General features: G+C 54.5%; 31 protein-coding genes. 4 read left to right on the top strand and 27 right to left on the bottom strand.

The genetic code is table 11. The annotated features are described in order from the left end of the window. The first annotated feature begins 15 nt into the window (after window positions 1–15). On the top strand, window positions 16–2,220 hold the full coding sequence (locus tag ACSKT0_RS15555) for a type IV secretory system conjugative DNA transfer family protein (RefSeq protein WP_437770597.1): 2,205 nt from the start codon (window positions 16–18) through the stop codon (window positions 2,218–2,220). 16 nt (window positions 2,221–2,236) lie between these two features. Then, window positions 2,237–2,506: a hypothetical protein gene (locus ACSKT0_RS15560; protein WP_437770598.1), complete on the top strand. Its 270-nt coding sequence runs from the start codon at window positions 2,237–2,239 to the stop codon at window positions 2,504–2,506. 63 nt (window positions 2,507–2,569) lie between these two features. Here ACSKT0_RS15560 and ACSKT0_RS15565 read toward each other — a convergent pair whose 3' ends face one another. From ACSKT0_RS15565 to ACSKT0_RS15650, 18 genes are all read right to left on the bottom strand, one after another. Further along, window positions 2,570–2,899 (bottom strand): histone-like nucleoid-structuring protein Lsr2, encoded by a 330-nt coding sequence (locus tag ACSKT0_RS15565; protein ID WP_437770599.1) that lies wholly within the window; start codon window positions 2,897–2,899, stop codon window positions 2,570–2,572. 114 nt (window positions 2,900–3,013) lie between these two features. Further along, a complete protein-coding gene (locus tag ACSKT0_RS15570; RefSeq protein WP_437770600.1) occupies window positions 3,014–3,223 on the bottom strand; it encodes a hypothetical protein in 210 nt (69 codons plus the stop codon). A gap of 11 nt (window positions 3,224–3,234) precedes the next feature. Beyond that, window positions 3,235–3,723, bottom strand: coding sequence for a hypothetical protein (locus tag ACSKT0_RS15575; RefSeq protein ID WP_437770601.1), 489 nt, complete (start codon window positions 3,721–3,723; stop codon window positions 3,235–3,237). A 102-nt stretch (window positions 3,724–3,825) separates the two neighbouring features. Further along, entirely contained in the window at window positions 3,826–4,737 is a 912-nt protein-coding gene (locus ACSKT0_RS15580; RefSeq protein ID WP_437770602.1) for a M23 family metallopeptidase, read from the bottom strand. After that, a complete protein-coding gene (locus ACSKT0_RS15585; protein ID WP_437770603.1) occupies window positions 4,737–5,093 on the bottom strand; it encodes a hypothetical protein in 357 nt (118 codons plus the stop codon). The genes ACSKT0_RS15580 and ACSKT0_RS15585 overlap by 1 nt, the downstream gene beginning before the upstream one ends. A gap of 43 nt (window positions 5,094–5,136) precedes the next feature. Continuing rightward, entirely contained in the window at window positions 5,137–6,465 is a 1,329-nt protein-coding gene (locus ACSKT0_RS15590; RefSeq protein ID WP_437770604.1) for a hypothetical protein, read from the bottom strand. Window positions 6,466–6,484: 19 nt separating this feature from the next. Next, the gene (locus ACSKT0_RS15595; RefSeq protein WP_437770605.1) at window positions 6,485–6,910 is read right to left on the bottom strand and encodes a hypothetical protein; all 426 of its coding nucleotides are present in this window, start codon (window positions 6,908–6,910) and stop codon (window positions 6,485–6,487) included. Then, the gene (locus ACSKT0_RS15600) at window positions 6,911–7,405 is read right to left on the bottom strand and encodes a hypothetical protein (protein WP_437770606.1); all 495 of its coding nucleotides are present in this window, start codon (window positions 7,403–7,405) and stop codon (window positions 6,911–6,913) included. It abuts the gene before it with no gap. Further along, window positions 7,405–7,926: a hypothetical protein gene (locus tag ACSKT0_RS15605; RefSeq protein WP_437770607.1), complete on the bottom strand. Its 522-nt coding sequence runs from the start codon at window positions 7,924–7,926 to the stop codon at window positions 7,405–7,407. The genes ACSKT0_RS15600 and ACSKT0_RS15605 overlap by 1 nt, the downstream gene beginning before the upstream one ends. After that, window positions 7,926–9,038, bottom strand: a complete 1,113-nt coding sequence (locus tag ACSKT0_RS15610; protein ID WP_437770608.1) for a hypothetical protein — start codon at window positions 9,036–9,038, stop codon at window positions 7,926–7,928. Before ACSKT0_RS15610 ends, ACSKT0_RS15605 begins: the two co-directional genes overlap by 1 nt. A gap of 2 nt (window positions 9,039–9,040) precedes the next feature. After that, the gene (locus tag ACSKT0_RS15615; protein ID WP_437770609.1) at window positions 9,041–9,889 is read right to left on the bottom strand and encodes a phage distal tail protein; all 849 of its coding nucleotides are present in this window, start codon (window positions 9,887–9,889) and stop codon (window positions 9,041–9,043) included. Further along, entirely contained in the window at window positions 9,886–12,162 is a 2,277-nt protein-coding gene (locus ACSKT0_RS15620) for a phage tail tape measure protein (protein WP_437770610.1), read from the bottom strand. Before ACSKT0_RS15620 ends, ACSKT0_RS15615 begins: the two co-directional genes overlap by 4 nt. 319 nt (window positions 12,163–12,481) lie before the next feature. Then, window positions 12,482–12,832 (bottom strand): hypothetical protein, encoded by a 351-nt coding sequence (locus ACSKT0_RS15625; protein WP_437770611.1) that lies wholly within the window; start codon window positions 12,830–12,832, stop codon window positions 12,482–12,484. A gap of 75 nt (window positions 12,833–12,907) precedes the next feature. Then, on the bottom strand, window positions 12,908–13,882 hold the full coding sequence (locus ACSKT0_RS15630) for a phage tail tube protein (protein ID WP_437770612.1): 975 nt from the start codon (window positions 13,880–13,882) through the stop codon (window positions 12,908–12,910). Next, the gene (locus ACSKT0_RS15635; protein WP_437770613.1) at window positions 13,869–14,039 is read right to left on the bottom strand and encodes a hypothetical protein; all 171 of its coding nucleotides are present in this window, start codon (window positions 14,037–14,039) and stop codon (window positions 13,869–13,871) included. The genes ACSKT0_RS15630 and ACSKT0_RS15635 overlap by 14 nt, the downstream gene beginning before the upstream one ends. Window positions 14,040–14,053: 14 nt before the next feature. Then, window positions 14,054–14,554 carry a hypothetical protein gene (locus ACSKT0_RS15640; protein ID WP_437770614.1) on the bottom strand — a complete coding sequence of 167 codons (501 nt, stop codon included), beginning with the start codon at window positions 14,552–14,554 and terminating at the stop codon, window positions 14,054–14,056. A gap of 37 nt (window positions 14,555–14,591) precedes the next feature. After that, window positions 14,592–15,044 carry a hypothetical protein gene (locus ACSKT0_RS15645; RefSeq protein ID WP_437770615.1) on the bottom strand — a complete coding sequence of 151 codons (453 nt, stop codon included), beginning with the start codon at window positions 15,042–15,044 and terminating at the stop codon, window positions 14,592–14,594. Window positions 15,045–15,046: 2 nt separating this feature from the next. Then, complete coding sequence (locus ACSKT0_RS15650; protein ID WP_437770616.1) at window positions 15,047–15,940, bottom strand: hypothetical protein; 894 nt, start codon at window positions 15,938–15,940, stop codon at window positions 15,047–15,049. Between the two features lie 67 nt (window positions 15,941–16,007). Between ACSKT0_RS15650 and ACSKT0_RS15655 the strand changes: the two genes are divergently transcribed. After that, window positions 16,008–16,943 carry a hypothetical protein gene (locus ACSKT0_RS15655; RefSeq protein ID WP_437770617.1) on the top strand — a complete coding sequence of 312 codons (936 nt, stop codon included), beginning with the start codon at window positions 16,008–16,010 and terminating at the stop codon, window positions 16,941–16,943. A 47-nt stretch (window positions 16,944–16,990) separates the two neighbouring features. Beyond that, window positions 16,991–17,701: a hypothetical protein gene (locus tag ACSKT0_RS15660; RefSeq protein WP_437770618.1), complete on the top strand. Its 711-nt coding sequence runs from the start codon at window positions 16,991–16,993 to the stop codon at window positions 17,699–17,701. Between the two features lie 99 nt (window positions 17,702–17,800). Here the strand turns inward: ACSKT0_RS15660 and ACSKT0_RS15665 are convergent, their stop codons facing one another. The 9 genes from ACSKT0_RS15665 to ACSKT0_RS15705 all read right to left on the bottom strand — a co-directional run bounded on the left by ACSKT0_RS15665 (window position 17,801) and on the right by ACSKT0_RS15705 (window position 24,531). Beyond that, on the bottom strand, window positions 17,801–18,217 hold the full coding sequence (locus tag ACSKT0_RS15665; protein WP_437770619.1) for a hypothetical protein: 417 nt from the start codon (window positions 18,215–18,217) through the stop codon (window positions 17,801–17,803). Beyond that, window positions 18,217–18,531, bottom strand: a complete 315-nt coding sequence (locus tag ACSKT0_RS15670) for a hypothetical protein (RefSeq protein ID WP_437770620.1) — start codon at window positions 18,529–18,531, stop codon at window positions 18,217–18,219. The genes ACSKT0_RS15665 and ACSKT0_RS15670 overlap by 1 nt, the downstream gene beginning before the upstream one ends. A gap of 109 nt (window positions 18,532–18,640) precedes the next feature. Then, window positions 18,641–19,105 (bottom strand): hypothetical protein, encoded by a 465-nt coding sequence (locus ACSKT0_RS15675; RefSeq protein WP_437770621.1) that lies wholly within the window; start codon window positions 19,103–19,105, stop codon window positions 18,641–18,643. A 2-nt stretch (window positions 19,106–19,107) separates the two neighbouring features. Beyond that, a complete protein-coding gene (locus ACSKT0_RS15680) occupies window positions 19,108–19,374 on the bottom strand; it encodes a hypothetical protein (RefSeq protein ID WP_437770622.1) in 267 nt (88 codons plus the stop codon). 4 nt (window positions 19,375–19,378) lie between these two features. Beyond that, on the bottom strand, window positions 19,379–20,317 hold the full coding sequence (locus tag ACSKT0_RS15685) for a hypothetical protein (RefSeq protein ID WP_437770623.1): 939 nt from the start codon (window positions 20,315–20,317) through the stop codon (window positions 19,379–19,381). Window positions 20,318–20,334: 17 nt separating this feature from the next. Beyond that, window positions 20,335–20,709, bottom strand: a complete 375-nt coding sequence (locus tag ACSKT0_RS15690) for a hypothetical protein (RefSeq protein ID WP_437770624.1) — start codon at window positions 20,707–20,709, stop codon at window positions 20,335–20,337. A 2-nt stretch (window positions 20,710–20,711) separates the two neighbouring features. Further along, window positions 20,712–21,926 (bottom strand): phage protease, encoded by a 1,215-nt coding sequence (locus ACSKT0_RS15695; RefSeq protein WP_437770625.1) that lies wholly within the window; start codon window positions 21,924–21,926, stop codon window positions 20,712–20,714. Window positions 21,927–22,340: 414 nt separating this feature from the next. Next, window positions 22,341–23,150 (bottom strand): hypothetical protein, encoded by an 810-nt coding sequence (locus ACSKT0_RS15700; RefSeq protein ID WP_437770626.1) that lies wholly within the window; start codon window positions 23,148–23,150, stop codon window positions 22,341–22,343. Beyond that, window positions 23,125–24,531, bottom strand: a complete 1,407-nt coding sequence (locus tag ACSKT0_RS15705) for a phage portal protein family protein (protein WP_437770627.1) — start codon at window positions 24,529–24,531, stop codon at window positions 23,125–23,127. Before ACSKT0_RS15705 ends, ACSKT0_RS15700 begins: the two co-directional genes overlap by 26 nt. Window positions 24,532–24,546: the final 15 nt, after the last annotated feature.

Genomic DNA, 24,546 nt, shown 5'->3' on the forward strand with positions numbered 1-24,546 from the left:
AGTGGAGGCTTTGAAATGGCGCTATTCAAACAGAAATCCTACGATCAAGACCGGGTAACCTACCGCCTGATCTTCCCTGCCGGTCTGGCCGAAGAACGTGTTCAGGCTTGGCTATCCTCTATTACCGGCACGATGAGCATCGACCATTCGCGCTTGCGGGGCGTCCCCTCGATCGTGTTTGAAACTGTGGCGACTGACGCCATCATCGAACACTATGTACGACTGCCAAAGAAGGACGCTTCGTTCATCGTTGGTCACCTTGAGAGCCTGGTGCCCGGCATTCACGCCGAAAGCGTGAGCGCCCGGGATCAGTTCGAGTACAAGGTCGGCATTGAACTCGGCATGACGACCGCTTCGCGCCAGTTGCTTATTCCTAATGGAAAGGATTTGTCGGCCAGCATCTTGGCGTCCATGCAAGGACTCCGTGAGGAAGAAGCAATTGTCACGCAGTGGTTGATCACGCCCGCACCACATAAGCCGAAACCTCATCACCAGGCTCCCCCGAAGTCGGATGACTGGAAAGCTTGGCGCGTGATGACGGCCAAGGACCAGGCGACCGCCGATGAAGTTGATGACCGCCGTAAGAAGCTTGAACTACCGAACATGCAGGCCATCGGGCGCATCGCGGTCGCGGCACCTCACGAAATTCGCGCTCAACAGATTATCCGTTCCGTCTACCAGGCTTTTACGGCCATCGGCAGCGCTGCAAACAGGCTGAAGGGTAACCACATAGATACGAAAACTCTTGCGGAAACCATGAACTCGGCAACGACTCCATTCTTCTTCAAAGCGCAGGTTAACATCGCTGAGCTGGCGCCTCTTGTTAACTGGCCGCTGGGTAGTCCATACATCGCTGGGCTTCCCCAGTCGCGCACCCGCCACATGCACGTAACCAATAGCGTGCCGCGCGAAGGGACAGTCATAGGGACGTCAACAGTGCCGGGGAGCACGCGCAATATCGCCATCGATCACGTAAGCCGGCTGCAACACACGCACATCATCGGACCTACGAAGTCAGGGAAGACGTGGCTTGCTACGAACGAAGCAGTGCAGGACATGAAGGACGGATTCGGTGTTGTGCTCATTGACCCGAAGGGTGATCTTTTCAGGCGCGTTCTTGAGCGTGTCCCGCCTGACCGAATTCAGGACGTCATCGTGTGGGATCTTGCAGACCTAGATCACCCCATCGGCTTCAACGTCCTACGCCAGGGGTCAAGCAAAGCGGCTATCGACGAGCTGAACAATCTCGTCACAAACCTATTCCCAGAGACGCTTTCAGTACCTCAGTTGATGTATCACGGTCTCCATGCCCTGGCAGAAACGGGCACGCTCGTTGATCTACCGAGCTTCATCAAGCCGAATGAAGATGAAGTTCAGTGGCGCAAAAAACTTATCCAGGGAATCGCAGACCCGCACATCAAAAAGTTCTGGGTCGACTACTTGGAATCTTCGACCAAGAAAGACAACCGTGTCGACATCGACTTGGCTACCCTTGTGCGCCGCATCTGGCCCTTTGTTTCGCGAGCCGAAATCCGGAACTCGCTTGGCCAGGCCGAGTCCACGTTCACCATGCCGGATCTCGTGGCCTCCGGGAAGATCCTCTTAGTCAACTTGAACGGTGTGCGCATCGGCAAGCAGGCATCCAGTCTCATGGGAACGCTCATTCTCAACGCCCTCTGGAGCGCCGTACGCACGGTGCCCAACCACAAGCCAGTGATGTTGTACATGGACGAATTTCAAAATTTTGTGACGATGCCCACAGATCCTGGCGACATGCTCGCTGAGAGCCGCTCATTCGGGTTGGGAATGACTCTCATTCATCAGAATCTCGATCAACTAACTGACCGCGGATTGCGAGCGGCGATTTCAGCTAACTGCCGGAGCAAGATCGCATTCCAGCTGTCGAACGATGCAGCCGCAATGGCGCGTGAGTTCGGAGACAAAGTAGGTGCATCGGACCTGCAGAACCTCCAGGCTCGCGAGGCTATCGCCATGGTTGCAACAGAGAGCGGAGTATCAAGCCCCTTCACGATGCGAACCATCGAGGGTTACGGGGAAGCCAAGACCATCCAGGCAGTGCTGGCTCAATCACGAGCGAAATATGGGCGACCCGTCAGCGAGGTTGAACGCGAAATCGAGCTTCGAAGGACCGGCTCCATCGATGCAAAGGATCGCTCGCCGTACGGCAAACGCCCGCACGTAAATTCAGACAACCAGTAGGAAAGCAGGGTAAGCAATGTTTCGCAACCCAGATGGAGTCGAAGACATGCGGCTCCACGCAGTCAACATCCACACGTCAGCATCCCTGGCCATGAACGAGGCGGAGAATCTATCCAACGCCGTCGAGCACTACCGCACCACGATGTACCAGCTACTCAATACACACGATGTTCTTGACCGGCAGGACAAGCTTGCCGCGGTCAACCGGAAGCTTAACGCTCTCAACCTGAAGATATGCGAGGCGGTAGATGACCTCTCAGAGATAGTTGCCGAAATCCAGTCGTAGATCTTTCAACAGAAGAAGCCCCGACTCTCTCATATAGGGTCGGGGCTTCTTCACAGTTGAACTCTAGTGAGCGGCTTCGTAAGCCTTAATCACATCACCGCTGATTCGGCCGCGCGGCGAGACGTTGAGTCCCTGCCCCAGCGCCCATGAACGGATTTTCTGAAGTTCTTCTCTGTTGCTCTTAGGAGCAGGTGATCCAGCTGAGCGAGGGAGGCGTGCCGTTACCTTAGCGGCAACACCGATGTACTTGCCAAGAAAGTCCTGCAGTTCCTTAGCGTTCTTTTCACTCAGATCGATCTCGTACTGGTTGTCTCCCCAGCCAAACTTGTACGACTTCGCGTTTTCGGAGCCATCAAGGTCATCACGAATTATGGTGATCGTTTCTTTTGCCATGAAAAAAGACTATAGCCTAAAAAGCTCTCTGACAACGCAGAGAGCTTTGAGTGGTTAAATCGCTCGTCTATGAGTCCAGGACGCGTCAGAACGGCTCTCAAACAGCCCTAAGGGCTATTTTCCAAGCTTGTTGTAGACGTAAGTGACTATCGCGATCGTTGGGGCGAGCAGCGGAAGAATCCATCCTACGTTGTTTGCGATATACTGCTGGACTTCCGGCAGGGCGACGATACCCAAAAACAGCGGAGCTATCACGATGAACGCCTGCTTGAATGTTCGCACTGCCTTGCCGAGTGGTGTGTCTTTGAATTGAGTTGTTTCCATATGCCTCCTTCTTAGTTATTTGCCGTCTGCCAGTTGGTAGCGATTCGCTGCTGAGCTGTCGCTAGCGACATGGCTCCCGAACAAACCTTGGCTCTCAGCTGGCCTTCAACAGCATCTTTTGGGTTCGGAGCTGCATCCGGTTGGGGCCACAGGTTCTTCGGGTCGGTCGGGTGTCCCCCAATGGACAAGGGGATGAGATGGTCTTCTTCGTGAGCGTTGATGCTATCGGTGAAGCCGTACTCTTTCATCTGTTTCTGCTTCAAAGCGTTGGTGTAGCTCACTAGAGGACGAATCGTTGTTGTCCACCCGCTCACGCAGATCGTCGAGTGGATATTTGACTGGGTGACGTTGGGATTGGTCACGCCTTGTGTGCAGAGCGGGTCCGGTAAAAGACCACGCATCTGGCAAACACCCCCGGTTGAGGCGGGTACTGGCTGGATAAACAGAACCAGCAGGAGCAGTGCGCAGCTCGCCAGTCCAATGATGATGAGCGCTCTCATGAGCATCTATAAGTGTTCGCTAGCACGACCGGTACATCGATAGCCTGCGCGCACTTTCCTGCATAGCCCTAGTTTGTGTAGAAAATTCTGCATTGATCCCTCCTATTTGATTAGTCCCAACAACTGCCCCAGCCTTCGCAACAAGCTCTGCCCGGCTGCTTGATCGGCTTGTTGCTGTTTGATGAGCTGCTGGTTCTCACTCATAGCCGCATCGAGCTTCGTCTTGGCCTCGCTTGCCTGCTTGACCGCCTCGTCGGCCGCGACTTGTAAGGCGGCCAGCGTTTCGGCGGTTGGTCGCTTTCCAAGGGCCTCAATCTGGGCCTGAAGCTCCCCGATCACCCGATTGGCATTGTTCAAGTCATTAGAGAGCTGATCAAAATAGACGACAGCGTGATTTTGGTGCAGCCACTCCTCGGAACCTCGGACGTTGGCCAGGGCTTCGCCGGCCTTCAAACCAACGTTGCCTTGAATGACCGAATCTGATTCTGGTTCTCGGTGTAGTCCAGTTCTATACAGTTCGCGTACGTCGTTTGGGTCCATTTTGTCCTTAGCTCCTGGTGCCTTTGCACCTCCTACATTGAAATTGTTTGGGTTGACTCTTCCGGCGTATCCGTTGCTCCAAGCCGGTGGTTTGCTGATGAATTCGAAGTGTGTGTGGGGTCCACTGGCGTCACCGCTTGATCCGACGTGGCCAATGAGATCGCCCTGCTTCACCTTGTCGCCAGCACTGACAACGGTGTCTAACTGATGTGCGTAGCCGGTGTAGCAATCACCGTGATCTATGAGTGTCCAGATCCCAGCCGGATCGCCTGCCCAGCCTGGGTAGCCACTGCCGAATTTGCCCCAGCCTTCAAAGATGACCGTGCCGTCCGCTGTTGCGTAGATCGGCGTACCCTCCGCTGCAGCAATGTCCCAGCCGTTGTGTCCAAGTTGACCGTACTGCCGGTAGTAGTCAGGATTGCTCCCAAAGCCTTGAGAAACCGAGCCTTGTACTGGCAGGTTGAAGCGGGCCACTACTGACCCTCCTGAGTCACCACCGTCTGGTGCTCGACGTGTTGCTCTCGAACAGTTTGCTTGTTGACGATGGCATCATGATTTCGATCTGCCTTCGCACCAAGCTCATCCAACTTTTTGATGACAAGCTCTTCGAATTTGCGTTGCTTGCTGGCCTGATCACGTGACTGCTTTATCTGTTCGTTTGATGCTTCAGCAAGCTTATCGATGGACGCTGCGAGCTTGAGGTTGACTTTGTTTCCTTCTTTGACTGTTGTGTCGTTCTGCGTAAAAAGCTTCTTCAAAAGCCAGACCAGGGCGCCGACGATAGTTGCCATGATGCCAAGGGCAGCAAGGATAACGGCGCTGTCGTTCATCCTTCTGTCTCCTTGATGATTGTTTTCGTTCTCTGACTCATGGTTATGCCGCTTCGTAGAACCCTTCCGCTACGAACATGTCACCAGATCCCCACGTGAATGGTTGGGTGGCATTCGCAGTTGCCTGTGCGACAAACGTTGCTGCTGCACCCTCGGCGATCAAGAATGCACTCGTGGCGTTGTTGACCTGTACGCGACCTTGATATGCGTTCGTGAACTGATCAAGTAGCTTCGCTAGGCCTATTTCGTAACCTTCAGTGATCGAGTTGGCCAGCTCAGCATTAGCAGTGACAGGCAAGGAAAATGTGATTGTCCCGCTCACAGACTGCCCGGAAGTTCCGAGGGTGCTACGGATACGGTAGAAGACCGTTTTTCCGATTTGCTTGTACGTCGCGACCGTCCCTGCGCTACCGCCCGTTCCAGTGTTCCAGTTGGTGAAGGTTGGATTCCAAGGGCGCCAGGCTCCTTGGCCGTTATCTGGGTAGATGGGTACTCCCACGGCAGCCTCGCCCCACTGCTTGACAGAGGTAATAGCGCTCGCGCCACTAATAGCGACATTGATCCAGACTGAGTTAGCGGGCAACGTTGGCGCTGCACCACCATTGGAGGCATCTGTCGCAGCCTGAATTGTGTTGTTGCCCAGGGTCACGTAGAAGTAGCGATCCTTGCTGGCAGCCATCGTGAAGTTGAGGCTATTGAATGGCTGGGGTACCAGGACGCCTCCGACGCTGATCCAAGCCAGGCCAGCAGCAATAGCACCGTTCAAGGTACTCGCAGTGAAGCTCGCAACGCCACCGCTTTCGATGAAACTGCCTTGGCCTAGAGCTCGTGGATTAGTTGGAGCCGCGAAGACGCGTGTATCGGTGCATTTATCCTGCGACAGTGCGGTGACACCGGCATTGACGCGCCAGTTGGAGATGATTGTATACGGGTAACTTGTCGACCCAATGGCCGTTTGAATCGCTGCTATGGATGGAGCCGTTGGACTCGCGTTCGGCGTTCCCGAAACGTATTTGACCTTGAAGACCCCCAGGCCGTCCAGGTTGGCAGCGGTCGGGGTCCCACTTGGAAGAGAGACACTCGTATCCACATAGAGCACGATGGCGTCGATACGTGGGTTACTAGCGTCTGCTGTAGCGAGCGTACTGGTGAAGTCCGCTATCAAAGAGGCGATATGAGCACTGGCATTGCCGCCTGAGCCGTTCCTGATGATTGTATTGCCTGGCTTGACTGTAACTTGAAGACCAGTTCCGATAACTGTTTCAAACCCATTGATGATGTCTCCACTGAGAAAGAAACTTTCATGCCTTCCATATCCTTCAGGAGAGACGAGTGACTTTGAGTAGTTATAGAGTTTGAAGTTATCGTACATGCATTTTTGTTCCTACTTCCTAAGTTACAAGACTTGCCGTAAATGTGCCAGAGCCAATGCAGAGAAATAGGAACTTTAGGTTTATGGCAGTGCCACCCGACCCATTGAAATACTGAATTCGCCACTTCTGCACGTTATCGGAGCCCACTCTTAGCCGCTGAGAGACATTTATCTCGTTGAAGTTCAAGCCGCCATTTGTGCTCTGATAAGCCCGATAGACAAGTCCGCCACCAAACGCGGTATCTGCTGGCGTGTATGAGAGCAATACATCCCGCGCGTCACCAGCTGGCACAGTGACGTCGATCGGGTTCCCGCTCGTGACGATACCCATCATGACGCCGCTACTGCCGATAGGCTGCGGTGACTTTATCTCTCGCTGCGACGCGTCAAGCTCTCGGGTGAGCCGCTGCAGTTCTCCTTCAGGTAGCTGATCCAGGACCGACATTCAGAGCGTCCTCGTCAGACTGATCGAGACTGGATCACTGGTGAGCGCTTGGATCTTGAAGCGTCGGTAAGCGTTGAGCGGGCCACGCAAGAATAGGTCGTACTTGGCATTGAAGGCCTCAGTGTTCACAACGCCGGCATCCTGAACTTGCCAGTCGAAGCCTCCAACAGGAGAGGTTGACCAAGGTAGTGGCGTCCACGTCACGCCGTCAGTACTCTGCTCTACCTCAACGACAATTGAGGACATGAAGGCCTCGTTAGCTGATGACGTGAAGTTCACCAGGAAGCGAGCAAGCCCGGTGGTCGAACTTTGGGCCGACACAGTGTCGAGCCGACCGGACCAGGCATAGGAACCCGCGTTATTTGTCCGGTAATAGCGAAGACTCGAACCGCCGATGCGCTGCATCGCCTTACGTTCACTTGCCGTCTGAGCCGCTTCACGCAGCGTGTGAGCCGCCTGATTCTCCAAAAGGGAGTCGTAGTTGGTTACGCCCATCAAAGCGTCCTCATGAGCGTCATGTTGCCCCCACACGACGATCGAATGGTTGCCTTGGCGTAATACGTGATCGTGCCCTTGTAGAAGAAATCCATCGTCCAGGTGAACGTCTTCGTGTTCGGGTTGTAGGCGCGAGTCATGTTGCCGTGTGTGATGCGGTTGGTCCCGTCACTCCAGCCGAGAGCGCCGGCGTAAGTAGTTCCTGCGTACATGCCATTGAGGTAGGTGAACTTGTTGGCGTCGGCTGTTCCATTTGCCCGTATGTCGAGAGAGAGCAGCGCCTCAGGCCAGTCTTGCGTGCCATCGCATGGCATCGTCACCACGAGCGTCATCTGTGTTGTGACTGCAGCGGTAACGGTCTCGGTTCTGTCCCATGTGTTAGTCGAACTGATCTCATAGTTGAGCTGGCCACTGGCGCCACTGATGCGTTGGGCCGCTTTGAATTCGCTATTCTTCTGCTGGACCTGGCGTAGGGCTGTCTCTAAGCCCCGCTCTGGAAGCAGGCTTATGAGATCGCCCATCAGCCGGTGTACTCCCCTGTCTTCTCGAAGAAGAGTGTCATCTCCGTTATGAAGTGGTTTTCATCGACATGGACCTCTTTGCGTTCGACGCGGTGGAGCCCCGTCATGTCCTGGATCAACTTTCGGCCGGTAAACCTGACCGGCAAGATGTCCCCGACCTCAATTCGAGTGGCCGGAAGGTCAGCGCCGCTAAGGGTGATCTGTGGCATTCGAAGCAGTGACTTCACCTTATTGAGTCGGGCCAGAGTGCCGTCATCGAGGTTCGCTTGATCCTTCACTTCATTGAACTGAACTGTGGCTTGTCGAAGGCCGAACTCAAGCTGTGATGCTGAGTCGTTCTTTACGGCGGGCAGATAGTCCGCGCCAAAGCCACTTCCTTGCCCAATGACCTGATTAAACAGATTGTTGGCACCGCGAGCCAGAGTTGCCCTGCTGAAGGTGGAACGCTTCTTACTGCGGTCGTAGTCGATCAAGAAGTCAGTACGCGGTGAGCCGATCTGAGCGTAGGTCATCAACGTCTTGTCCGCTAAGAACTTGAAGTCAAAATTGCCGTCAGTCAGATTCGTGAGCCGCTGCATGTTGAGCTTGGTCGAGCTGGTGTAAAAATCGTAGGTACGGTCGCGCAGCTTTCCGGTGACGTAGTAGCCGCTGCCAGGAATGACGACGCCGTAGTTGCCGTAGGTCACGGTCTGGGCCCTGCGTACGAGGTCATAGAAGATCTCCACGCTCTCGGTGTTGCCATAGCTGATCGTTGGGTCTGGATATCGGGAGTTGAAGAAGTTCAAGTAGCCCTGGGCCGTTACCGTGATGGTGGCCGAGCCATCCATGTTGAGGTCAATCGGCGCGTAGTAGAGCTGTGTCCCAAACAGATACTCACCGTTCTCTTTGATCTTGATCTCTGTCTGTCCCTCACGGAAGTTGGAGAGAACGTCTGCTTTGACGTTGCTCTCCATGTAGCTCTCAAAGGCATCGAGGTCCATGCTGAACTGAAGCACCTCAGCTTCGTTGCGCTCCTCAGACCAGTAGAGATTGCGGACCAAATGAGTGATCTCACAGATGCGGACACCTGCGGCGCTCCAAAGCTCGACGGCGTATGTGGTCTTGTACGCCATCCTTAGATACCCCTATAGCCAGGTCGCCAGGTCATCACCCCTGAAGTGACGTCTGAGCCGCTGCCTGATGTGAAATCAATCGTGTTGTCGCCCGGTTGCAAGCCCCACCACTGAGCGGTCAGGGGCACGTAGCCAAAGGCATTGCCGCCGTTCAAAGTGACGGTGTGGTTTGCCATGTCGATGACAGTGACCGCGCTGCTGTCTACCGCGTACCCAGTAAGACTGAAGCTCTCCCCCGTTGCCTTGTTGGTGATGACCGGGTTGGTTAGCTTGCCCGTGATCGTGATGACTGGGTATGCGACGTTTGGACTCGAGTTGTTGATCACGCTGATCGCCTGAGCATCGGTGAAGTAGAAACTGCCGAACTGTGGCGTCGTGGTGGTGAATTGGAAACCGCCAGGGATGGCCTTCTGGATGATGCCGTTCAGCGCTGAGCCGGCGGTGGTGTCATAGATGATCGGATCAGGTGCTTCGAGGTCGATCTTGAAGATGTGCTTGAAGCGCGAACCCTCGATCGGCATCTTGAAGTCCACATATTGAGCCGCCAGCTCATAAGTGCGCCCATCATCGTCCTGAATTCGAACCGTGATCGTTTCCGGGTAAAGAGGCAGCGCCTCTTGGATGTCGCGCCGCTTCTGCTTTGCCTCGGTGACGCTAGAGCTGTAGATGTGACCGTTAAGCGTGATGAAGCGAGCATCATCAATCTGAGCGCCAATGTAGCTCCCTGCCTGGCCTGAGCGAGTACCGCGACTGGTCCGAACGCCAGGCAACTCCAGGCCGGTGGTCGGCTCATTCAAGTAGACCCGATTGGTCGAGTCGTTCAAGAGAAAGTCGTTGAGCCAGATCCTCATGAGGCCAACCTCAGAGCGAAGCCGAAATCGCTCAGCATCTTCTTGTAGTCGGTCTCGGTGTAATTGTTGACCGTCACGTTAAACACCGGGCTATTCCCACGGTTGGTGAGCTCGTTACGAGTCCTGTAGGCAGGAGTTACCTGCGATCCACGCGGCAGATTGACGATTTCCGGTCCGTGCTCATTGAGGATCGTCGGACCACCGGGAGCGTAAGTAGTGCCGAGCGCATGCCGTGGAACATTGAAGAGGGCGTTGGTCTGGTTCTTGCCACCAAAGCCAGCATTCACCCCTGTCTTCTTATCCTCGTCTGCAGCTTTGCGAATGTTGTCTGCGAGCAAGGCATATCCACCGGCAGCACGATAGGCGGACTCCTTGACGGCATCATTCGCTTTGACTACTTCGGCGGCTGCATCCTTCTTATCTTGTTCTGCCTTCTTAGCGTCATTCGTTCGATCCGTGACCTCTTGGTTGGCGCGGGCAAGATCGTCATTCGCCCGCTTCAAATTGAACGCCGCTTCTCGCGCTTCGAGTGAGTTGGCTCCGTACGTCGACACAGCATCGTTGTAGGTACGCTGAGCCCGCTCCACTGCGAGTGCTGCACCCTCTTGAGTCAGATATGCACCGCTCAGACGATCCTGAGCATCCTTAGCCGCGTTGGTTGTGGCAGTAAGTCGTTCCTGGGCGGCGCGGAGTGCATCCGTTGCGATAGTCGTTCGATCAGAAGTTGAAACAACCTGCACATAGGCAGCGACGATGCCTACGGCAGCACTAGCGGCTAAGACGAAGGGGTTAAGTCTCATCGCCGCGTTGAGGGCGAGTTGAGCAGTCGTCATAGCGGCTGTTTTGAGTGCGGCACCGCCCATAATCAGGTTGTAAGCCACAATCGCGGTTGTAGCAGCGACGACTATGGACGTGGCAGAACTTAGTTGGCTTGCCAGGCTGCTGACAAAACGGATGGCTCCCTCGATGACGCGAATGGCGGCATAAACGGCGACGACTAGGGCACCACCGATGTACTTCACGATGTCGCTCTTAGCCACATCCTTCAGAGCGGGAATGAGTGCGTTTTTGACGGCATCACCGAGCCCTTCAAATGCAGGCTTCAGGAAGTCCCGGACCTGGCGTCCCACATTGAGTAGCGTCTCAAAAGCTGGCTCTACTTTGCTCCCTAGCGTCGTCGCCAAAGAGGTCAGCGTTGGAAGCATCTTCGTCCCAACGTCGATGGCCACGGTTTCAAGCGAACTCTTGAGCGCATCTACAGCGCCCTTGAATCCGGCGTTTTGGGCAGCGGCTAGCTCGACGGCTGCGCCTTGCTTATTGACGGAGGCAGACATCTTGTCGTAACCGGCAACGCCTTCTTTGATGAGGATATTTGCGGCACGAGACGAGTCAGTTCCGAAGATAGTTTGGATCGCAAGCGCCTTTTGCTCGTCCGTTAGGTTCTTCGTCCCGTCCTCGAGTTGCCGGATCGCCTCGCGAACCCCGACGAAGTTGCCCTTGGCGTCATAGAAGTCCAGGTTGAGTTGCTTCATTGCAGCTCTGGCGTTGTCGGTAGTTGGGATCAGGTTCATGAACATCGTCTTGAGCGACGTACCTGCATCCGAGCCTTTGATGCCGTTGTTGGCCATCTCGGCGATCATCGTGGTCAAGTCCTCGATCGGGACCTTTACAGCGGCGGCACTGGCGCTCGACATTTGGAGGCTGTAGGCCATGTCTTTGACGTCGGCACTTGATGCGTTGGCAGCAGCGGCTAGCAGGTCCGCAACTCGTCCAGCTTCGCCGCCAGCTAGCCCGAATGAGTTAAGTGCGTTTGCGGCAACCTCGGCTGCGGCAGCCGTATCCATCTGACCGGCTTTCGCCAGGCTCAGCACACCCTTCGAAGCGGCCATGGTGTCGTTGACCGACAAGCCGGCCTTTGCTAGCTCAACCATCGCCAAGGCAGCATCCTTAGCGCTGACGCCGGGGAGTGAGATGTCCTTGCCGAGGGCGCGGGCGGTAGTAGCGACCATCAGCATCTGGTCGCTTGTGGCGCTTGAGACGGACTTGAAGATGTTTAGCGACTGCTCATAGTCGGCAGCGCTTGTAACGGCGAACTTCGCGGCCAAGACACCGGCTGCACCTGTGGCGAGTGCAGCAACCTTGGCGGTGGAGAGTAGCGAGTCACGGAATTTGTTCGCTTTTGAGCTGGCCGAATCCATTTCATCAGCAACACCTCGAATAGGCCCTCTAGCCTTTTCTTCTGCGGTGATGACGATATTTATCTTGTTGGCCACGCGGTATTGCTCAATGACAGGATTTTAGCGTCTGTCTATATTTTCAATTTAACATCAAAAACGACTGACTCCTATAGCCAGTCGTCCTCGCTGTGTTGTTCAGTTTTGTTGGCGTCGTCTTGCTCTCTTTGAGCATTGAGTGACCAGATCAGCTTTGCTTGAGCTAATGCCTCCCACGGTTCTTTCTCAAACTCTTCGACACTGAGCCCAAACTTCAGGCGATACTCATAGGAGAAGATTTCGTCCTGTATATCCTGAGGAAGGCTCTGCAGGCTCAGTCCGAACCGGTAGTAGGCCTCATAGGCTTCCTCGTACTCTTCTACCTCAGCGTCGCTTTTAAACGGTCAGTTCCCGTTGCGATGGACACGACTTCCTGTCGCCAAGCCAAGTTGAGAGCTTCGACTACTTCAGGCACATCAGTGAGATTCAGCGTGACAGGTCGTGTGGAACCATCCTCATCTGTTGTGATGACCTGGCCGCCGACGATTACTTCAAGGCAAAGATTTTGCATAAGATCGGCCGCTTCCTGATCGCTGGCGCTATCGAGCTTTGCAAGAAGTTCTTGGCGTCGAGCTTCATTCACCCCACGGACCAGGAGATAGCAATTATCCCATCCTTCAGCGAAATCTTGTAGTGGCAGTCTTCGGTTAACAACAATGTTTAGACCCATATATTCCTTTCGATACTAAATACGCCCCTATTTAAGCACGGGGCGCATATTGCATCAATGATGAGAGTCTGAATATTAGGCGTTGTAGTTTGGCACATCGTTGGTAACAGTCACTTCGATGTCCTTACCAGCGTTCGCGTCATCTGCCTCAAAGTAGAAGCTGACCTCTTGAGTCACCACATCGTCCCGACTGTCAGAGTCAGTCAGCTCGCGGAAGCGTACCTTCGTTCCCAAGAACTCGATCTTTGACGTCCCGTTGGTAGCCACGATCTTCAACGCGTGAACAGCGTTGGCAAAATAGTCGTCTTCAAAGTCCGTCTTGCGGTACTTGATCACCATCGAACCCTTGACCTCAGCGGGTGCGCTGTCGAACTCTGGATCGTCGTTGGTCTCACCAAGAGAGTGGTCTACCGTGGTGCTCTCTTCCATCTTGAGAGTGATCTTCCTCGGCTTGATCTTGCCGGCTGTCAGACCCGCCACGTCAGAGGCTAGAAACACTTCGACCTGGCGACTGGTGAACTCTTTCTCCCCGACCTTGAAAGCCGGAGTGACACCGGTAGCCGTGGTGCGCTTCCAACCCTTGAGTGCCGTCTTGGCCTCAAGCCATGCGCCCTTCTCCCCCACTTCGATGCTGACCTCGAGGTTGTCCATGTAGACAGACTTGTAGAGACGGATATCTACGGGCCGAACGTCCCAGACGGAGAGTGTGCGGCGGGCGAACGACTTGTCTCGCGTAAAGACGTGCTTGAACTGCGCACCAGCTGCGGTCGTAGTGACCTTGTTCAACATTGCAGTCATCAGCCAGCCAATGCCGTCTTCAGTTACCTTGCCGCCGAGCGGACCTTCACTGTGCCAAACATCGATGGCACTGTCGTTGATCTTGACGTCTGATCCCATTGCGCTCTCGTTCTCCAGGATCATCGGAATCGATTTCAGTCCTTTATCAAGCCACCTGAAGGCGTACTGCTTCGTTGCAGTCGTACCTGGGGAGCTTTCAGGACCAATGACGATCGCCTCGCGTCGTTTCTTGTATGAATTAAATGCTGTCATCACCTACCTCTACGTCTTTCCGAGCTTCTACTGCCTCCGCCGCAAGGGATCGTGCCTCTTCAAGGTCTTTAGCCTCGACAGTTACACCCTCAACGGGGAGATAGAAAAGCTGCTTATCCTGAGATTCTTCTTTAGTGGAATTATTAGCTTTTGCCATATTTTCAATGTATATCAATCGCCTTGCTTATTAAAGGCTAATTCCGTGTCGAGAGAATATTGGATGGAGAAAGTCACATGGCCTTCCGCAGTGATATCCGCATAGTTCGTGTTCTCAGCCGGCCGTGGATTGATTCCGTACTCAATGGCTAGACTCGGGGCAACCGCTGTGATCCCTTCATCCTGGCGTATACCATCGATACCGAACTTACGGATAGCTCCTACGACAGTCCTCTCGTCGTACTGGCCTGTTGCGGTGTCTCGCTGGATCACCAGATCACGAATCCTCTTATCGGTGAGATTCAGTGGGTCGACCTTGTCGCCGGTGAAGTCGTCGCGCTTGTTGAGCACAACTTTCACGGTGATCGAGTCGGTGACATCGTCCTCGTTCATGGCTGATTCCACGATCTCGGCACTGGACTGCGTCACGATGATGCAGGGCAAGTTGAAGGTTGGGATCGACTCCGGGTCACCGTCGTAGTAGGTACTGAACCGGTCACCAAAGGTATCCCGCATTAGGCGCAGGATACGACTCGTGGTTGGCTCAAACTGGCTAGACATTTAGTGCCCTCTGCTTGCCTGTCAGGTCATCCTCTATGAACGTGACGATGCGCCTTTCACGCTGAGTATCCACCTTCATCATCATGCGCTGAGGGACGCCGAGGCCCTCTTGGTGGTAGTCGAAGTAGGCTGCTTCGTTCCAGAGTGATGTGGTCAAGCGAGTGGACTTGTGCTTGAATCCACGCTGCATCAGGCCGGTACGGACCAAAGGAATAGCGCCGGGCCAACGCCCGGCTTTCCAGACCGCATAGTTCTCGTTCAGTCGTGGCCATCTCTCAGAGATTACGGAACCTCGAGAGGCAAAGACTTCACCTGAGAAGAATGCCGTGAGGTAATCACCGATGTTGCCCATCGACTTACTGAGGTCGAGGATGGATGCCCCATACTTGCGCAGCTTGTCCGCCAGTTCCTTGTCGCCCTCAATGGTGATCGAGTAACTGGCCATACCTAGAACCTCTGCCCGATGTAGAACGATCGTGGCTCGGAGTCGTCAGGCCAACCCGTGACGGAGTTTGATGTCGACAGAGGCTGACCGTTCTCATCGGTGACAACGGCGGTCCGGTTGCCGTATTCAGTAACCTTTGCCCGGGCGTCAGCCAGGCGCCTTTCATAGACTCGCCCGCCGTATGCATCCACCAAGAGGAGCGCTGCCGCGAGTTCTAGGGTCAGGCTCTTAACGATGGCCGGCACAGGATTGAACGGCACCGTATATGCTCCCGCGAGGGCACTATTGATCTCTGTTTCAGCCACACCTCGCCACAGTTCAACGGTCCTGTCGGCAAGGTTGTACGCGTTTTGGAACCCGGCGGCTTGGCGGATGTCCCCTAAGGATGCGTAGTGAGGGAAGTCCTGGCCGCGCACTGGATCAAGGGCTCCCAATGGCGTCTCGTCCATGGTGAACTCGTTGAAATAGGTGAAACGGTACCAGTACCCAGATGAGCCAGCCGAATCCGCAAAGTAGGTCGACGGTTGATCGGCGTCGATTTCCCGAGTAGCCAGGACCGAGAAGCTCTCATCATCTGGCACCGCATCTATTACGTTCACTGCGCGGTAGACGTGGATCTTGTCGCCCAGGACTGCTGTGACCGACTCAGAGGCTCTGTGTGGGAGCTTTAGTTGTGCAGTCAGTGTCATTGTCGTTTCGTCAGCTACGGACGCAACGACGACTTTCTCAATGCCCTCACGAGACAACGATCCAATATAGACGGTCTGGCCGGTCAAAAACCCTCGGGTGCTTCGAAGGGAAAGCTCTGTCGTCCCAATCGCAGCATCACCGACAAGCTCACCGCGCTCAACGATGTTGATTTCATGAAATGAGTCGACGCGGAGGGTTACTGCCATATGTTCCTATTTAAGCACTGCCCAGAGACAATTAAAAGCGCTTTCTAGCACATGATATGATGCCCCAATGAAATCGCCCTCTGATAGTACCCGGCAAGAAGATGATAATGAAGCGCGGGGTCAGGGCTCTGATGGACCAGCCACTAATAGCGCGCAAAGCCAACGAACGGCCTGGCGTCGGTCCAAGGAGTTCGCCGCTTTCAAGCGCTCCACTATCATCATGGGCACCATGATCGCGATGCTCACGGCCGCACTAATCGTTTACTTCACCGTATTTAACAAGAGATTGATGGATCTATACGGCACCCAGTACGTAAGGATCAGCGGTGGTGGTGGCTACGAACAGAGCACCGGCCTGGACCTCCTTCTAGTCGCGATCAGCTTCGCTATTGGAATGATAATCGTTAGTCTGCTCGCCGCCATATACTATCAGTACGGCGAGCAGCAACGTCGTTATGAAAATTCTATGATAATCACCGAGATCACTAAGGACGACGTCATTGATGGCGCTATGGATCTCAAAACGCTGTGGATGGGCAATCGTAGACATCTAAAGAACTACCACCAGATTGTGATGAACTACGCCGACTCAACGAAGAAGAGCACCGGCCTCTACATCATGATTGGATTCATCTTCATCCTTGTCACCGCCGCGTTTGCTCTCTTTGCGCAGTCGACAAGCGCAGCAATTTCGTCCGCAATAGTCGCGACTGCCGCGTCGGTCCTCACAGGTTTCATTGCGCGAGCGGTGCTCAACAACTCTGCGGCGTCATCAAAAGAGCTCCAAACCTTCTTCAACCATCCGATTGAGGTCGAGCGAGCCTTGGCAGCCGAAAGGCTCGTCGGAACGTTTGAAACGCCTGAGAGGCGCGACGACGCGAAGCTGTTGATCGTCCAGTCGTTGACAAGACAGCACCGTACCGAAGGCACCGTCTTTTCTCCGCAAACCCAGGCCGATGATCAAGCCCCTTCACAACAGGGCTCACCTGAGGAAACCAGCTAGGCGCACATTTGAGGCCCCTGCTGTTTCGAGCATGAGAGGATCACTTCGTGCTTCCAAGTCCTCCCCCTGTCATCATCAACATGCCCGACACTGGCGCGCCCTGGTGGGGCGTTCCCCTTTTGGCCGGCATATTCGTGCTCATTGGTGCCTTGGCGGCCTTCCTCTCTACAAGAGCCAGCGATAGACGCAAGTCCAAGAACGAGGATGCCCGTCGGTATGACGAAGAGATCAAAAATCTGGGTGGAAAGTTCCTAACTAATGCGGACGAGTACAAGAAGAAATCCCAGGATTACGCCCGGCTCTCAAAGTCTTCTACGATCAGGTCCGTGACCGATCCGAAAACAGGCAAGATGATGAGGCAAACTGACATAGCTTTAAGGGATAAGTCCAAAGCTCAGCACAAGGCCAACGAAGCCCTCAACCAGCTCTCCTTCGTAGCTCCAGAGAGACTTCACGCTGCATGTCGGGCGATGCTCGTTTCAGCCCTGAGAATCGACATGCACGAAAAGAACGATCCTGAAACCGATGAGGAGTTCAGACGCAGGCGGCATCTCGTCCTAAACGAGCTGAGGCGCACAATAAAACTCAGGCCCCTCCCGCGCAAGGCTCCCCTTCGAGCCAGGATGATGCGCCGAATCAGGAATCCAAAGAGCTTCTGGACCGATTTCCAGAAGCTGCGGAGGTCCCGCCGCGAAAACAAGGCGGAGAAGAAGCTGACGAAGAATCTTGCGACGGACCCCAAAAAGGAGACGGTCTAGGATTGATTACCAAATTACGGTGGTGGTCAGCTAGCTCCGAGGAGCATTTAGCCAGCTTTTGATTCGTTTTGCACTGAGCGTTGTTGCCTCTTTAAAGCATCAGGTCTGCCAAGCGGCAATGCACAGCAGCACGGCCGCGCCTAGACCGAGCACTATCGCAATCCAGTAGCATACAAAAGACACTTGCGGATACTTGAACCAGGGGTCATCCGGCACAGGTTCGACATCCTTCAAGCCATCGTTTTGTTGCTTCTTCGTCAGTTCCGACGACGCAAACACGTAGCCGAAGAAAGCTCTACCAAGCAAGATACCGGCAACCAGTATGAGAGTAATGAACAGCGCTCTCATCCAGTGTGGAGCAGCCTGAAATGAGTCCTTGGCTAAGTCGCCGAACAAGACAAGCGCGGCGATGCCACCACCGAGATAGGCACAGAACTGCTTCCACCGGTCATAGCTCGCTAGCCTGAGCCCTATCGTCTCCGGCTTCCCTTGGCCCGCTCGCTCGGAAGTACTCATCACCGATATATCAAGCCGTCGAACACCTCACGCAAGATCTCCTTGATGCGCATCAACAGCTCCTGACCTAGGTTCCGATCTCCGCTAATTTCTCGAGCCATAGCTGCGAACGCCACCGTTTCAGCAAGATACTCAACATATTGAGGGGGTTCGTCGCCGTTTAGGTGCTTCAAGGCTTCTTCGATCGCTGCGTCAACCACGTCTGACTTCATGAGCTGATCTTCATCGTGGTCAATCTGGTAGTGCTGCAGCCTCTGAATCGCCAGAATTTTCCCAGCCGTTCTTGGGTCATATTCGGTGGCCTGCTCTGTCATGGCGACTCCTTTGGCTACAGGTGCGGCTAGCGGAAAGCATGTACGCAAATCGTTGCACAGCGAAAGAGCACCGACAATGGGTGCTCTTCAATCGCTGCTAGACAATGGTCTACTTGGTAGCTGCTGCCTTTTTAGTGTTCTCCTTCGCAGCGTCAGTGATCTTCTGCGCCTCTGCCTTAGCTGCTTCAACAAGCTTCGCGGCTTGCGCCTCAGCTTCAGCGATTACCTCCGCGGCGCTAGCCTTAGCAGCTGCAACTACTTCTTCAGCAGCAGCTCCCGCTTGGCCAGCAATATCTTCAGCTTTCGTCTCTGCTTCAGCTACGATCTCCGATGCCTTCGCCGCTGCTTCCGCGGTGGCTTCGTCCGTGATCGCTTTAGCCTTAGCTTCAGCTGCTTCGGTCTCGGCTTTGGCAGCCTCTTCTGCCGCTGACTTGACTGCTGGATCTTCGACAACACCGATACGGATCAGTCGCTTGATCGTCACCTTCGGGGCTTCGAGGGTATCCCCTACCTTGTATACGACGCCGTCAAGCTTGATCTCGCTCTTGGCGATTCCTTTTACTGTGTCTGCCATGGCTATACCTCCAGTACCGTTACGTTGAATTGGTTCGCTCCGGTCGCCGCAGCGCTCAGGGTCACCGTGAGGGTTGTGCCGCTGATGGCTACGTTGTCGACGAACTGATCCTGATTACCTGCTGGCAGGATTCCAAGGATCTTGGCGCCGGCCCTCACTGTTGCTGTGCCGCTGGTTGCAGCCGCGTTTACAGTTACGGTTACGGTCTTCAGGTTGGTGGGAGCGATTGCCCCCACCACGTACTTGATCTTGCTAATTCCACTAGCCATACGACTAAGCTCCAGTCGCGAACGCGTCCTTCAAGAGGTACCAAGCGTCGGCCATGATCATCTCGTAGTTGTAGTAGTCGGTGACCACGATTTCTGTGTGAGATGGGTTGTTGAAGCTTTCCTTTGTCGTCTGTCGGGCGTTCTGGAGTTGGAACTTATAACCACCGTTGACGCTCTTGCGGCTTGGCTTGTCAGTTACGTAGCCGAAGAGAACGTCGTCGCCCCAGATGGTCTGGATGTCTTCGTCGAGACCTTCTTCGCCGAAGTTGGCGCGAGCTTGGCCGACGTATATGTTCTTGATACCGAACGGACCAAACAGTTGCTTGAGCTGGTCAAGACTTACAGCACCGCCCTGGGCCCATTTGAGACGGTCGAGAATGTCTGGGTGACTGATCAGTGAGAGGTAACCTTCACGGCTCAAGGCCATGGTGTTGTACTTCAGGAACTTGCTTGAAGTGACAGCTGCCTTGATGTCTTCGAACGGATTCGAGTTCGCGTAGTCAGACCAACGGCTTGTACCCGTAAGGATGCGGTTGTTGGTGATGATCGCTGGGTCAGTTAGCTTGTCTGCAAGCGCCTTCTCATCGATGAGAGCCATGACGGACAAGATGTTCTCAGTCTCGTCAGACTCAGGGACGAACGGATCGTCAGTGAGGTTGTAGTCATCTTTAGTGACGTAGCCAGAGAGAGCGTGCTCTTCGAGTGGCTGAGCGTTCTTGTATGAACGAGTCTGCGAGATGCTCTTAGCCTTTGAGAGCCCGGTGCGCACAGAGTTAGCTGGCAGTTGGAGATTCTCCTTGCCGAACTCTGGGATCAAAAATGTTGGTTTGGTGACTGGCACCACTGGGAACAGCTTCTCAGCGATGAAGTCTTCCTGATCGTTGAACCATGCGTTAGCGACATTTGTCAGCGCTTGATCCACATAGGTAGGTTGATTGGCCATATTCAGTTATGCCTTCCTTAGAACTTTTCGTTTAGTTTGATGTATTCGCCGATCGCGCCAGCTGAGCCCGCACGGACCAGACGGCCGATAACGCGGTGGCCCCCGGTCGATGCAACAACTGCCTGGCCACTGCCATTCGTTGTTAGGTAGGCGTCTTTGGCGGTGTTGGCTGCGAGCTTCACCTTAAAGGTGCCTGCGCCGTTGAGTAGGACAACATCAGCTGTGCGGCCTGCGACCGGAGCGTTGTCCAGGACACCCAGAATGGCGTCCGTAGCTGCTGTGGCGAGTACGACCTTGCCGCTAGCATCGAGCTTTACTAGGTGGTATTTCTTGCCGGTTAGGTCCGCACCTGCCGTAGCGCTGTAGCGTTCACCTGGTTGGAATGCTGTCATTGTTACTGCTCCTCCTTGAGCTGATCTCTTAGTGTTTCGTCGGCGTCGAGCACCTCCTTACGGGCGTCGGCGTATGACTTTGATTTGCCTGCTGAGCGAGCATCCGCCTGTACTTTCTGCACCCGCTCATGCACAACCTGGCCAGCATCCGCCACGATTGCAGCTCCGCCGTCACCGATCTCGCCGCTAGTGACGAGCTTGTTCTCTGGCAGCGCTTCGAGGAACGTCTCCAGGGTCTTTCGATCGTCGCCGCGTGAGGCGAGAAGGATCTTGACGAGGTCACCCTTCTGGCCACTCTTGATTTGGCCAGCTTTAATGCGGGCAGATGCAAAAGCCTCTGCCTCACTAGTGGCGAGTTTCTGAGATGCTTCTCGGCCAGCGGCTGCATCGGCTTCGAGCTTCGCTAGACGAGCGGCATCGATCGTAACTGGCTTGGCGCTTGCTTCAACCGTTGTTTGAGTGGCCGTCTCAGTCGTCGTCTCCTCAGTCTGAGTCTCTTCCTCAGCAGTTTCGGCCGCCTCAGTCGTTTCCTCGTGAGTCGCCTCTGCCAGTCCGAACGTAGTCAGCTCTTCAGCTGTCAGCTCGGCTTTGTGCTCGGCCAGGAATGACTTCTCGTCTTCCGTAAGGTCGGCAACTTGCTTGGCGCGAATTTCTTCTAACGTCATGTGTTCTCCTTTACTGTTATCACTGTTGCCAGCGGCACTCGCCTTCACTTTCTTGTTAGGCAAACGCGATGCCGTAATTGGCTTCAGTTTCTTGAATAGAGGAATGTTGGTAAGTGCAGCACCCGTGAGCACGTTGCTGACGAAGTTGTATTCCTGCTCAGGGTCTTCCCATGGGTAGGAACGAGGGTTGAACTCTGGTGAGATGTACTTCCACTCACCGTCTTTGATCGCCTGGGCAGCAGCTGGGGTCCATTCCGGATCTCCGAGAAGGGCATTACCGTCTTCGCTGGCGTAGAGCTTAGGAATCCAGGCGGCGGCCTTGTCCCAGGACTCATGGCCGTAGTTCACTGGAACTTTAGGATCTGCTTCTACAAGGCCAATGCCGCTAGCAGCGTTGATGACGAACTGCTGGATGTCGTCAGGAGTGATTTCGAATTCTCCATGCCACGGAGTGTTCCATGTGCCGGTCCGCAGTAACTCAATCGTCTTTGGAGGATTACCGCTTACATCGGCGCTGATTTTGACTAAGTTGTGAAATGCCTTTATTGCCATATATCCTTAATGTCTTAAATAAGGCTGGCTATGTCAATAGGGAAAATAAACGGCAAACAAAAAGAGCCCCTAGCTTAGGGGCTCTTTTATGACTCTTCGCAGTTGAGGGCGTAGTGCTTACGACGGCGTAATAAGTGTCGCAGCCATTCAGTCTCGCGGCGGCTTCTTCGGTTCCCGCTTCTCGATGCCCTTCCAGGGGCCAGGCGACGACTTCGACGCCAAGTAGTTGGCATCGCCGTCGTACTTGTCGAAGCGATCGGTCCGATCGTTGTACTGCTGGTATCAGTCCTTTTGCTGGCCAACCCGCCAGCCTTCGCCGGTGTTCTTCGCCACCGCGCACCCCCTGAAGTCGTGTCTCGTTCTCAAAGAAAATCATATCTGGTCGCCGGGCATGGGCATGTGTGAAGTTCGACATCAGTAGTCATAGATCAGAGAGCATCTACATCTTGGATGGCCTGCGGGCCGGTCCAATTCCCTACCGTTTGCCAATTGAAAGAGATCATCAATGGGTATCGTCCTGCCAATAAGCGGCGAACAAATCTGGCACGCTCCGCTGAGCCCATCCCACGTCTTGGTTTTGGCACCAGTTTGCTTAGCGTAGTGCTTGAGCCCAGTTTGGTAGGCGTTGACTGGTTCGGTCTCGGAGATAAGGCGAGCACGGATCGGATTATCAATGACGTTCATCAAACGCTCCGTTGCCTGGTTGACGTCCTCCCCCATCGCAATGCTCTTGGCTACTGATTCGCGAATCAGCTTTCGGGTCGTTTCCGTCGCATGAGAGACAAGCTGAGCCGTGTGCTTCCTTGCTGCGTCCATGATCGCTTCATCTAGGTTTGCGTATTCAATGGCTGCATAACCAGCCGGATAGCCGTAGAGGGCCTCTCCAGCTACAGCCCCTGTAGCAACCAGGTCGGTGATTATATCGATGACTGCAGAAGTAAGAAGGGCTGCCTCGTCGCGCCAAACTGGATCATCGTTGTTCAGCACAGGTCCGTTGTCAGCTTTAACCGGATCGGGCAGCTTGGACCAATCAACGTAGCCCGGCGCTCGGATAGCAAGCTCATGCAAGTATTCCGCTGTGGCTGTTTCTAAGCGTGCCTCTAGCGCGAGAAGCTGCCGAAACGTATCTGGGTTCGCCTTATAGCTTTCCTGCCACTCCTCGGCTGCATGAATGGCTATGTGCAGCTCTTCGCGTGCTCTAAGCAGCTCTGCTCTTGTCGCCATAGAGAAGCCTCGTTAGTGATGCTGAGACTTTACCGGCCATCGTCTTGAGCTTGCTGGGTTCAGTCGGGATCGGCACGTCCGCAGGATCGCCGTCGGCTACCTCCTGACGTTGAGCGTCTGATGTATCAGCCGCTACCTTCGCTTTGGCAGCTGTTTCCAGGTTCTTTGCGCGGACGGCCTTGGCCTCATCCGTGAGCTTCGGGAACTCCACTAACTGGCGCACATGGTCTTCGTCAGCCTCAGTTGGCGTGAGTAGGCCGGAGCTCACGAACTTCTCCACAGCGGCGGCAAGTGCCGTGACATCCTTCTGATTCACGTCGCCATGTTTGATCGTCGGGTACTTATCGACATTGAAGTTGAGGTCCACCAGAGTCTTCACCACATAGCCGAGCGTGTCGGCAATGTAGTCAAGCACGGACTCAATCGATTGGTTGAGCAAGATGTGTTGGTCTTCGCTCACTGCGCGTGCACCGCTGGCACCGCCTGTTCCAAGCTCCAGGAACTGCGCCAAGACGTTCTTAGTGATCTGCCGGTCATGCCGATCGCGGCTTGGTCCGATGTCCTTGAGGCTATGGGCCTGCATGTCCATGAAGCTGATGTCCCAGCCCTCAGGTTCCTCGACATATCCCTCTTCATTCGCACGAAGGTTGCGAACGACGTTTCGTGCCGCCTCACGCTCAGGGTCAGTTGCCGTCCGTGGGTACTTGATCTTCGGGACGCCAAGGGAGTGTCGCTCATGTCCAATAGCATCGATCTGATCGAACTTGTCCACGTAGAACCAGTGTTTGTAGGCAGTACGAAGGATACTGACACCCTCATAGTTGTCGCCCTCTTGCTCGTTGGTGAACACAATTAGCTTTTCGAGAGGGATGGACACGCTCTGACCATTTGATTTACGGAAAGTGATACCCGGCAAATCGGGACCAGCCTGCCAAGATTCGAGACCTGTCTGTTTGCGGAAGCCGAGCTTTGTGAGGACGATACGTTCGACGCCGTCAACGATTTCAACTTCGAAGACCATCTCAAAGATGGCGTAGCCCATCTCCAGGTACGTCAGGATCTCGCCGAGGACCTTCTTCCACTTGAGCCGGCTGAACAGATTCCAGTGAACGAAGTCGGACACCTCAACGTCAGCAGCATCATCGGACGCTGGAGCAGCAAAGAACTTAGTAGCCTTGATTGGGTACTTGATTGCTTTGAGCGATGCCCCAACACTGGCGTCCGAGCGCCGCATCTCTTCCCAAACCTTGAGGGCTCTGCGGCCCACCAAGTTGAAGTTGTACTCTTCACCAGTAATAACACCAGCGAAAATATGAGTTCCAGAGTCTCCCATTTCTGGGGTGACTAATTGACTTCGCTTTCTGTTGGAATTACTGGCCATCTACTTGAAATATAA

The organism is Arthrobacter sp. KNU40 (assembly GCF_051515115.1).
In the GTDB taxonomy this organism is placed as follows: domain Bacteria; phylum Actinomycetota; class Actinomycetes; order Actinomycetales; family Micrococcaceae; genus Arthrobacter.